Origin of the sequence: Escherichia sp. KCJ4928, from assembly GCF_004352695.1 — a bacterium.
Lineage (GTDB): Bacteria > Pseudomonadota > Gammaproteobacteria > Enterobacterales > Enterobacteriaceae > ECMA0423.
In genome coordinates, this window is the sequence record NZ_SJWV01000663.1 from 1 (window position 1) to 350 (window position 350).

At 64.0% G+C, this 350-nt stretch carries 1 protein-coding gene; it reads right to left on the reverse strand.

Annotation, left to right across the window (positions count from 1 at the left end):
* Positions 1-350, reverse strand: a 350-nt coding sequence (locus E0D98_RS26145; protein WP_131891590.1) for an RHS repeat protein, incomplete at both ends; no start/stop codon positions are given.

Genomic DNA, 350 nt, shown 5'->3' on the forward strand with positions numbered 1-350 from the left:
CCGGTCAGCCAGGATTTCACTTTCCAGCCGGTCGAGCATCTGCACCAGCACCGGCGGGAACACCACACTGCCACCGTCTTCGCCGCCGGACTGCTGAAGCGCATCCGCCAGGCTGCGGCGCTGCGTTCTGGCCAGTTCACCGGTGGCAGTTTCAACTCTGATGAGTGGTGTGAAGCTCCCCGGCTGATAAATCGTCTGGATGCGGCTCCTGTCGTTCTGTATCGTGGTCAGCCGGTCGCCGTCCCAGCCGTACCAGGTCACTTGCGGTTTCCGTGACAGCGACATCCAGCCCGTCAGGTCCCGTTCACGCCGCCATACCCGTTTTGCCACCCTGCGGCCCAGCGGGTCGT